Here is a 9,127-nt window from a genome sequence, read left to right as displayed (position 1 = left end):
CGGCCCCGGCGAGTTCGACCCGACCCGGCTCGCCGGGGCGGCCGCGACCCGTGGGGCCGTGCGCACGGTGAGCGGTGCTCGGACGGGCGAGCCGCGCTCAGTTGGGTGAGCGGTGCTCGGACGGGTGAGCCGTGCTCAGTTGGGTGAGCTGTGCTCCGCACGCCAGGCCTCCCAGCCCGCTGCGGAGGCCGTCTTGACATCACGCAGGGCCCGCTGGGCGAGTGCGGCCGGCGGGGTCTCCAGGCTGCGCACCCACTTGCGGCCGGCGGTGAGCAGCGCCGCGCACACCATCGCCGCCCCGGCCGCGCCGAGCACCGAGCCGATGGCGGTGAGCACCATGCCGCCGGCCAGCATCGAGCGGTTGACCCGTACCTCGCTGAGGATTCTCCGGTTGGTCACCATGCCTCCACGATGGGGGCAGTCGGCGGCGGGTGCACCTCGGGTGCGCCATCGCGGGCCCTCCGGGTGCGGTTCGGGAGCGCGTCCGCGACCCTGGGCACAGGCGAGGAGGAGCGATGCCCGATCTCGAACAGCTCACCGCGGAGCACGCCGCCCTGGCGGCCGAGAGCCCGCACGGACGCAGCGCCCATCTGGTGCTGCACGACGGCGTGCTGCGGCAGACGGTGATCGCGATGACGGCCGGCACCGCGCTGGACGAGCACACACCGCCCACCGCCGGCAGCGTCCAGGTGTTGCGCGGCCGGGTGTCGCTGACCATCGCGGGGCGGCGGACGGAGTTGTCCGTCGGGGAGCTGGAGCCCGTCCCGCAGGAGCGGCACGGGCTGCTCGCCCACGTCGACTCGGTGGTGCTGCTGACGGCCGTCACGGCGTGACGGCGGCCGCCACGGCGCGTGGCGCCCGGCCGGGAGCGGCACCGGCCGTCAGGGGGCGGCGGTGCCCAGCACGCTGCCGCTGACCAGCCGGAGCCCGCGGAGGAACTCCCGGCCGCTGGGGACCAGTTCGGGCGCGGCGAGCCACTGGGCGGCGTATCCGGCCAGCAGGATCTGGTAGAAGGTGCCGCGGGCGAGCTCCTCCTCGGTGTCCGGCACCTCGGGCACCCCCTGGAACAGGGCTGCGAGGCCGAGCCGGCCGTCCTTCTGCGCCTCCGCGAAGGCCTGCGCGAGTTCGGGCTCCTGACCGGCCTGGGCGAGCGCCTCGAACTGCGCCGCCCAGAGGCCCCGGTGCTCGACGAAGACGCCCTTGAGCCCCTCCCAGGCCGCGGCGAAGCGCTCCTCCGGGTCGTCGGAGCTCCGGTTGGCGGCGGCGACCACCGCGCCCAGGCTCGCTCCCAGGTCACCGATCGCCTCGATCATCGCGGCGTTCAGCAGGGCGTCCTTGGAGCCGAAGTGGTAGCCGATGGCGGCCAGGCTGACGCCCGAGGCGGTGGCGATGTCCCGGGCGGTGGTGCGCCCGTAGCCCTTCTCGTACAGGCAGCGCTTGGCGCCGGCCATCAGGTCTTCGCGGTTTCCCATGCCAGTGATCCTACGGAACGCCTGCACAGATGTCTTGCACGAACGTATCGGACAATCGTTTTACACATATGTACTAGACAAGCGTCTGACACGTCCGTACCGTCTCTCCCATGACCGCAACCACCGGCCGCGCAGGCCGTCGCGAATGGATCGGCCTGGCCGTCCTCCTGCTCCCGACCCTCGTGCTCTCCATGGACATGGGCGTGCTGTTCTTCGCCGTCCCCTACATCTCCACCACGCTGGCGCCGAGCGGCACCCAACAGCTGTGGATCATGGACATGTACTCGTTCCTGCTGGCCGGGCTGCTCATCACCATGGGCGCGCTGGGCGACCGGATCGGCCGCCGCCGACTGCTGATGATCGGCGCGGCCGGCTTCGCCGGCGCCTCGCTCCTCGCCGCCTGGTCCGGCAGCGCCGAACAGCTGATCGCCGCGCGCGCCGTGCTCGGTGCCGCCGGGGCCACCGTGATGCCCTCGACCCTCGCGCTGATCCGCAACACCTTCCACGACCCCAAGCAGCGGCAGGCCGCCCTCGGTGCCTGGGGCGGCGTGCTCACCGCCGGGGCGACCCTCGGCCCGGTCGTCGGCGGGCTGCTGCTCGACCACTTCTGGTGGGGCTCGGCCTTCCTGGTCGCCGTCCCGGTGATGGTCCTGCTCCTGCTGGCCGCCCCCGTCCTGCTGCCCGAGTACCGCACCACCGCCCCCACCGGCCGCTTCGACCTGCCCGGCGCCGCGCTGTCGCTGGCCGCGATCCTGCCGCTGGTCTACGGGATCAAGACCCTCGCCGTGGACGGCTGGAGCATGCCGCCCGCCCTCGCCGTCGCCGCCGGGCTGCTGCTGGCGGGCGCGTTCGTGTGGCGCCAGCGCACCGCCGCCAGCCCGCTGATCGACCTCGGCCTGTTCCGGATCCGCACCTTCAGCGGGGCGATCAGCGTCAACACCGTCGCGATGTTCGCCATGATGGGCTTCGCCCTCTTCACCTCGCAGTACCTGCAACTGGTCAAGGGCATGAGCCCGTTCACCGCCTCGCTCTGGTCGCTGGTGCCGAGCGTCGGCGTCGGCGCGGCCGTCGGGCTCGGGGCGGCGCTGGCCGGCAAGGTCCGTCCGGCGGTGCTGATGGGCGGCGGCTTCCTGGTCGGTGCGACGGGCTTCGCGATGATGACCCGGGTCGGCGCGCACTCCCCCCTCGCGCTCATCCTCACCGCGGCCGGCGTCCTGGCCGCCGGAACGGTCGGGACCATGACGATGACCGCCGAGATGGTGGTCTCCGCCGCCCCGGCCGAGCAGGCCGGCGCCGCCTCGGCCACCTCCGAGACCGCCGTCGAACTCGGCAGCTCGCTCGGCATCGCCCTGCTCGGCGCGGCGGGCGCCGCCGTCTACCGCCACCAGCTGGACGGCGCCCTCCCGGCGGGCGTGGACGGCCAGGCCGCCGGCGCGGCCCGGGACACCCTCGGCGGCGCCGTCTCCGTCGCGGCCCACCTGCCCGGACGGCTGGGCGGCGACCTCCTGGAGACCGCCCGCACCGCCTTCACCGACGGCCTCCACGTCGCCGCCGTCGTCGGCCTGGTCACCGCCCTCGGCGCCGCGCTGCTCGCCTACCGGCTCCTCCGCCACCTGCCGGCCACCCAGGCGGCCGCGGCCCCCGAGGCCGAGGCCGTGACCGTCTGACCGGCCGCCGGGCCCGGACGGCTCCCCGCCGACGGGCCGGACGGCCCCGATCCCCGCGCGTCATCGAGAGCCCCCGCCCAGGCGGGGGCTCTCCGCCGTTCCCGCCCGCCCGGGTTCCGCTCGACGTCGAGCATCGACGTGTCGCCGTCGTCCGGGGCAGGCTGAAAGCCCGGTGAGGCGGTGGAGGGTCCGTACCGCATCCGGACGGGGCAGCTCGGGGAGCCCCCGTGCGGGCGGGCCCGAACCGTGTGACGCCCCCATCGCGGTCAGCCGTGGTGGTCCCGGAGCACCGCTGCCATCTCCTCCCGGGAGACGGACCGCTCCGAGCCCTCATGGCCCGGACGAACCGGTCGTCCATCCCTCCGGGCGGCGCTCGGGCCGGCGCTCGGCACCGGAACGGGGGCGGGCCGCGGCCGGGGTGAGGCTCCCGGGGGGTGGTCCGGGTCGGGAGGGCCGTGCCAGGGTGGGGGCATGGTGACCGGTCACGGGCGGGTGCGCGGGAGTTACGACGCGGTGGCGGAGGAGTACCTGGGGCGGATCGGGGGTGAGTTGGCGTACAAGGTGGTGGACCGGGCCCTGCTCGGGGCCGTCGTGGAGGAGGCGGCCGGCGGGCTGATCGCCGACCTGGGCTGCGGGCCTGGGCACGTGACGGGGTGGCTGACCGGGCAGGGGGCCTCCGTGGTGGGGGTCGACCTGTCGCCGCGGATGGTCGAGCTGGCCCGGCGGGAGCAGCCGAAGGCCGAGTTCCGGGTCGGCGACCTGCTGGCGCTGCCCGCCGCCGACGGGGAGTTCGCGGCCGCGGTGGCGCTCTACTCGGTGATCCACCTGGAGGCGGAGGAACTCCTGCCCGCCTTCGTCGAGATGCGGCGGGTGCTGCGGCCCGGCGGGGTGCTGCTGGTCTCCTTCCACCTGGGCGACGAGGTGCGGCGGATGGAGGAGTGGTGGGGCCACCGGGTCGACGTGGACTTCCACTTCCTGGAGACCGACGCCGTCGCCGACCGCCTCGTCGAGGCCGGGTTCGGGATCGAGGCGCGGCTGGAGCGGGAGGGCCTGCCCGAGGAGGCGCCCACCCGGCGCGGGTACCTGCTGGCGCGGCGGTCGGGGTGAGACGGGGCCGGTCTCGGGGCGAGACGGGGCCGGGTCCCGGGGCGAGTCGGGGCGGGACGCCGCCCACCGGGGCACGCAGGACCAGCACCTCCGCTCCGCCCCGGTGGCACCTGGTTTTCGGCCAGCGTTTCCCGGCCGGTGTATCCGTTCGCCGTCAGGGCCAGGCATACTGGCGAGCATGGGCGCTAGCGCCCTCCGTGACTCTAGACAAGAAGGGACCGGTGGCCAGGGATGCTGCGGAACGGTCTTGAGCCCTGGCACATCTTCGTGGTGCTGGCGGTCGTCATCCTGCTGTTCGGGTCGAAGAAGCTGCCGGAGATGGCCCGCGGCCTCGGCAAGTCGATGCGCATTCTGAAGGCGGAGACCAAGGCGATGCGGGAGGACGACCCGTCGACGGAGGCCGGCACCGCGCAGAGCACTGCCGACCGTCCGGCCGTCACGCCGACCAACGTGACGAAGGCCACCGAGTCGACCGACGCGAAGCGTCCCGAGACGACCGCCTGAGTCGTCCGACGTCCCGCAGAGCCCCCGACGGATCTCCTTGGGTTCTAGCGGTCGTTGCAACACCCCAGTTCAAGGGGTGCGATGGACTTCGAGATCCGGGAAGACCGGCATAAGAAGGGGCAGCGTCTGACGCGTGAGCGGGAGGCATACTTCCAGCTCATGCAGCAGGGCTACAGCAGCAGGGAAGCCTGTCGGATCGTCGGTATCAACCGGCGGACCGGCAAGCGATGGCGTAACGGGTGGCATTCGCCGCCCAACGGCCGCAAGCCGGTGCCTCCCATTCACGTGGAGGCACCGGCTTGCGGCCCGTCGCGCTACCTGCGGGAGGAGGATCGCCTCCACATAGCCGACCGGCTGCGGGAGGGCGCGAGCATCCGCACGATCGCCGCCGAGCTGGGCCGCAGCCCCTCCACCATCAGCCGCGAGATCAAGCGCAACCATCACCCCGGCAGCGGCGCCTACCGCCCGCACGCGGCCCAGGCCCGGGCCGACGCCCGCCGGCCCCGTCCCAAACCCGGCAAGATCAGCGAGAACCCCGAACTACGGGACTTCATCCAGCACCGCCTGGACAAGAAGTGGAGCCCGGAGCAGATCTGCGACGCTCTACGCAGAACCTTCCCCGAGCGGCCGGAGATGCACGTGGTCCACGAGACGGTCTACCAGGCCCTCTACGTCCAAGGCCGCGGAGAACTCCGCCGGGAACTGGCCGGCGCCCTGCGGAGCGGGCGCGCCCGCCGCAAGCCACGACGCCAGGCCCAGCAGCGCCAGCCGCGCTTCGCCACCCCGATGGTCATGATCAGCGAACGCCCGGCCGAGGCCGAGGATCGGGCGGTGCCCGGCCACTGGGAGGGCGACCTGATCATCGGCAAGGACGGCGCCTCCGCGATCGGCACGCTGGTCGAGCGCCACACCCGCTACGTGATGCTCTTGCACCTGCCGAACGGCCGCACCGCCGAGCACGTGCGCGATGCCCTCGTGGAGACCGTCCAGACGCTGCCCGGCCACCTGGTGCGCTCGCTGACCTGGGACCAGGGCGCGGAGATGGCCGCGCACGGCTCCTTCACGGTCGCCACCGGTGTCCCGGTCTACTTCTGCGACCCGGCCAGTCCCTGGCAGCGCGGCTCGAACGAGAACACGAACGGCCTGCTGCGGCAGTACTTCCCGAAGGGCACCGACCTGTCCGTCCACGGCCCCGAACACCTCGTGGTGGTCGCCGCCGAACTCAACGGCCGCCCACGCAAAACGCTCGGCTGGGAAACCCCAGCCGAGCGCCTGCATAAACTGATCGCGGCTTGATCAACTAACCACGTGTTGCAACGACCCCTGGAAACCGCCCTCCCGTCGGGGGCTCTGCGCGTGCCCGGGGCCGTCCGTACCGAGGGGCTGACCGCCCGGGGGCGGGCGGCCTGACCCGTTCGGGGGCGCCGACGGGCGCCCGGGGCGCCGCGGCGGCAAGCTGGGCGAGATGTCCGAGAACCCGCCGCCGCACGCCACCCCGGCCGCCGCCGTCTGGCTGCTGGGCGCCTGCACCGTCCTGATGGTCGCCTACTTCACGCTGCCGCTGCGCCTCCTCGGCCAGCAGCGGCCGGTGCTCAGCTGGCTGGTGTTCGGGGCCGCGCTCACCGGGTTGAGCTGGCTGCTGCTGGCGAAGATCACGGCCGTGCTGCAGGGGCGGGCGAGGCGGCCGGTCGCCTGGCTGGCCTTCCTGATCTTCCTGGCGATGACCGTCTTCTCCGCCGCCTACTACGTGCTCGCCGCCCGGCCCGGCGAGTTCGCGGGGATGGACACCCGGCTCGACGCGCTCTACTTCACCGTCGTCACTCTGGCCACCGTCGGCTACGGCGACATCACGCCGGCCGGGCAGGCGCCGCGGCTGGTGGTGATCCTGCAGATCGGCTACAACTTCGTCTTCCTCGCGGCCGCGGCCGGGACGCTGTCCCGGACGATCCGGGCGGGCGTGGAGAGCCGGGTGCGGCGGAAACCGTGAGCCCGGGGGCAGGGGCCGGTGGCAGGGCGCCGGTGTCCGGGCCGGAGGCGCGGCCGGCGTTGTCCACAGGCTGTGGACAACGCGTCAGGAGCGACCGGCGTCGATCACGCAGAAGCGGTTGCCCTCGGGGTCGGCGAGGACCACGAAGTCCGGGTCCTCGGGGTAGCGGTCCCAGTCGACCCGTTCGGCGCCCAGGGCGACCAGGCGCTCGACCTCGGCGGCCTGGTCGGCGGCGTCCTCGGCGTAGAGGTCCAGGTGGACCCGCGGGTGCGACTGGACGGGCGACTCGCTGAGACCGAGGGCCAGTTGCACCCCGCCGCCGCCCTCCGCGGGCACCAGGACCGTCCAGCGCTCCTCCACCACCCCGCCGCGCGGGACGAGGCCCAGGGCGGCCGTCCAGAAGGCGACGGCGCGCGTCATGTCGGAGACACCGAGGACGAGGGAACCGATCGTCAGCATGAGCCCATTCTGGCGCAACGTCAGCGGGCTCAGTCGTCCTGGAGGTTCGCGGCGGCGTGGAGGGTCGCGAACAGGGCGGAGAGGCGGGCGTTCCAGTTGGCGTAGGTGGGGGCGTCGACGGCGTGCCTCTTCCCCATGTCCTTGATCACCTTCTGGGCGCCCCTGAGCTGCTGGGCGGCCTCGTCCGGGTTGCCCTCGTTCAGGCTGGCAGCGGCCCCGTCGAGGATCCGCAGCAGCTCCGCCTGGCGGTCCCGCTCCTTGGTGATCTGCGCCTGGGCGACCGCCTGGCGGAAGGACTGGAGCTGCAGTTCCGCGGGCTGGTTGCGGGGTACGGCCGGGGAGGCGTTCGGCGGCGCGGAAGTGGTGGGCGCCGTCGAGCCGGGAGCCGCCGTCGACGCGGCACCGGCGGTCGACGCGGCGGTGGGCGAGGTGGCCGCCTTGGAGGCGGTGGCGGCGGGCGGGGCCTTGGGAGCGGCGGCGTTGCCGGCCGGCTCGTCGAAGGCGGCGACGGCCAGAGCGGTGATCCCCGCCAGCCCGGCGATGCCGAGGGCGCCGATGACCAGGGGCTTCCTACGGCGGTTCCGGGCGGGGGCGGAGGAGGCGTGGCCGGAGGACGGGTACGCGGCGGCGGGGCCGGGGGCGGTCGGGCCGAGGGTGGTCGGGCCGGGGGTGGTCGGGCCGGGCGGGACGGGAGCCATCACGGAGGTGGCGGCGGGAGCGGGGCGGGGCGACTGGGGTGGGAGGAGGGTGGTGTGCTGCTGGTCCGGGTTCGCGTGCGGGTGGTCGGGGGCCGCGGTGACCGGCGGGAGCAGCTGGGTGGCGGAGGAGGCGGAGGCGGCGAGGAGCTCCGCCGTCGGGTCTCCGACCGCCAGGCCCGGCACGGTGGCCAGCAGCTCGGCGCGCGCCGCGGCGGCGTCGGCCGGGCGGTCCGCCGGGTCCTTGGCGAGCAGGCGCAGCACGGCCGCGTCCAGGGCCGGCGGCAGGCCGGGGCGCCGTACGGACGGGGGCAGAGCCTGCTCGCTGACGTGCTTGAAGGCGATCGCCACCGGGGTCTCGGCGGTGAACGGGGTCTCGCCGGTGAGCATCTCGGTCAGCACGCAGCCGACGGCGTAGAGGTCCGTACGGCCGTCCAGGGCGGAGGCGGTGGCCTGCTCGGGGGACAGGTAGGCAGCCGTGCCGAGCACGCTCGCGGTCTGGGTCAGGTTGCCGGAGGACCCGGCGCGGGCGATGCCGAAGTCGACGACCTTCACCCCGCCGTCGTCGGTGATCATGATGTTCCCGGGCTTGATGTCCCGGTGCACCAGCCCGGCGCCGTGCGCGACCACCAGCGCCTCGCAGACGGCCGCCGCGATGCCGACCGCGCGTTCCACCGGCAGCTGCGGCTGATCGGCCAGGACGGCGGCCAGCGAGCGGCCCTGGACCAGCTCCATGACGATGAACGGGGTGCCCTGGTCCACGCCGGAGTCGAAGACCATGACGATCCTCGGGTGCACCAGCATCGCGGCGTGCTGCGCCTCCCGGCTGAAGCGCTCGGCGAAGCGGGGGTCGTCGGCGAGGCCTCCGTTGAGGACCTTGACGGCCACCTGACGGCCCAGCACGTGGTCGACGCCGCGCCAGACGGTGGCCATGCCGCCGACGCCGAGTATCCCGACCAGTTCGTAACGCCCGTTCAGCGCCCGTCCGATCACCTGCAGCTCCCCTCGTGTGCGGCGGCCGGGGGTCCGGGGCGCCGGGTGCACCTGTGCACGATAGCCGTGGGGCGGGGCGGGGGGCGCCGGGGCGGGGTGGGGCGGGTGCGGGGCCGGGCGGTGCGGGGTGGGGCGCCGGGGGCGGACGGGGGACCGGGCAGCGGTCCCCCGGCCGCCGGCGCGGGGGTGCGGGCCGCCCCGACAGGCGGCGGGGGGGCCGCACGGGTGCGGGCCGGACGGGCC

At 74.3% G+C, this 9,127-nt stretch carries 10 protein-coding genes; 6 read left to right on the top strand and 4 right to left on the bottom strand.

The genetic code is table 11. From position 1 onward, the window contains the following. Nucleotides 1-135 precede the first annotated feature (135 nt). A complete protein-coding gene (locus ABT247_RS28650; RefSeq protein ID WP_350748029.1) occupies nt 136-399 on the bottom strand; it encodes a hypothetical protein in 264 nt (87 codons plus the stop codon). Nucleotides 400-515: 116 nt separating this feature from the next. On the opposite strand from ABT247_RS28650, the gene ABT247_RS28645 reads away from it, so the two are divergent. Continuing rightward, nucleotides 516-833: a cupin domain-containing protein gene (locus ABT247_RS28645; protein WP_350748026.1), complete on the top strand. Its 318-nt coding sequence runs from the start codon at nt 516-518 to the stop codon at nt 831-833. Between the two features lie 48 nt (nt 834-881). Here ABT247_RS28645 and ABT247_RS28640 read toward each other — a convergent pair whose 3' ends face one another. Continuing rightward, the gene (locus tag ABT247_RS28640; protein WP_350748023.1) at nt 882-1,472 is read right to left on the bottom strand and encodes a TetR/AcrR family transcriptional regulator; all 591 of its coding nucleotides are present in this window, start codon (nt 1,470-1,472) and stop codon (nt 882-884) included. Between the two features lie 110 nt (nt 1,473-1,582). Between ABT247_RS28640 and ABT247_RS28635 the strand changes: the two genes are divergently transcribed. From ABT247_RS28635 to ABT247_RS28615, 5 genes are all read left to right on the top strand, one after another. Then, nucleotides 1,583-3,139, top strand: coding sequence for an MFS transporter (locus tag ABT247_RS28635; protein ID WP_350748020.1), 1,557 nt, complete (start codon nt 1,583-1,585; stop codon nt 3,137-3,139). Nucleotides 3,140-3,610: 471 nt separating this feature from the next. Continuing rightward, nucleotides 3,611-4,246 carry a class I SAM-dependent DNA methyltransferase gene (locus ABT247_RS28630; RefSeq protein WP_350748018.1) on the top strand — a complete coding sequence of 212 codons (636 nt, stop codon included), beginning with the start codon at nt 3,611-3,613 and terminating at the stop codon, nt 4,244-4,246. 231 nt (nt 4,247-4,477) lie between these two features. Continuing rightward, the gene (tatA, locus tag ABT247_RS28625; protein WP_350748015.1) at nt 4,478-4,750 is read left to right on the top strand and encodes a Sec-independent protein translocase subunit TatA; all 273 of its coding nucleotides are present in this window, start codon (nt 4,478-4,480) and stop codon (nt 4,748-4,750) included. 81 nt (nt 4,751-4,831) lie between these two features. Then, nucleotides 4,832-6,046, top strand: a complete 1,215-nt coding sequence (locus ABT247_RS28620) for an IS30 family transposase (RefSeq protein WP_350748012.1) — start codon at nt 4,832-4,834, stop codon at nt 6,044-6,046. Between the two features lie 169 nt (nt 6,047-6,215). Next, complete coding sequence (locus ABT247_RS28615; protein WP_350748009.1) at nt 6,216-6,737, top strand: potassium channel family protein; 522 nt, start codon at nt 6,216-6,218, stop codon at nt 6,735-6,737. 84 nt (nt 6,738-6,821) lie between these two features. Here the strand turns inward: ABT247_RS28615 and ABT247_RS28610 are convergent, their stop codons facing one another. Both ABT247_RS28610 and ABT247_RS28605 read right to left on the bottom strand, forming a co-directional pair. Next, a complete protein-coding gene (locus ABT247_RS28610; RefSeq protein ID WP_350748007.1) occupies nt 6,822-7,196 on the bottom strand; it encodes a VOC family protein in 375 nt (124 codons plus the stop codon). A 29-nt stretch (nt 7,197-7,225) separates the two neighbouring features. Then, entirely contained in the window at nt 7,226-8,884 is a 1,659-nt protein-coding gene (locus tag ABT247_RS28605; protein ID WP_350748004.1) for a protein kinase domain-containing protein, read from the bottom strand. Nucleotides 8,885-9,127: the final 243 nt, after the last annotated feature.

Origin of the sequence: Kitasatospora sp. NPDC001539 (genome assembly GCF_040298565.1) — a bacterium.
Classification (GTDB): domain Bacteria; phylum Actinomycetota; class Actinomycetes; order Streptomycetales; family Streptomycetaceae; genus Kitasatospora.
This window is presented reverse-complemented; position numbering and strand designations above follow the sequence as displayed.

Coding starts and splice junctions, on each gene's coding strand:
- ABT247_RS28640 (WP_350748023.1), bottom strand. CDS start 1,472: ATGGGAAACCGCGAAGACCTGATGGCCGGCGCCAAGCGCTGCCTGTAC.
- ABT247_RS28615 (WP_350748009.1), top strand. CDS start 6,216: ATGTCCGAGAACCCGCCGCCGCACGCCACCCCGGCCGCCGCCGTCTGG.
- ABT247_RS28645 (WP_350748026.1), top strand. CDS start 516: ATGCCCGATCTCGAACAGCTCACCGCGGAGCACGCCGCCCTGGCGGCC.
- ABT247_RS28620 (WP_350748012.1), top strand. CDS start 4,832: ATGGACTTCGAGATCCGGGAAGACCGGCATAAGAAGGGGCAGCGTCTG.
- ABT247_RS28635 (WP_350748020.1), top strand. CDS start 1,583: ATGACCGCAACCACCGGCCGCGCAGGCCGTCGCGAATGGATCGGCCTG.
- ABT247_RS28630 (WP_350748018.1), top strand. CDS start 3,611: ATGGTGACCGGTCACGGGCGGGTGCGCGGGAGTTACGACGCGGTGGCG.
- tatA (WP_350748015.1), top strand. CDS start 4,478: ATGCTGCGGAACGGTCTTGAGCCCTGGCACATCTTCGTGGTGCTGGCG.
- ABT247_RS28610 (WP_350748007.1), bottom strand. CDS start 7,196: ATGCTGACGATCGGTTCCCTCGTCCTCGGTGTCTCCGACATGACGCGC.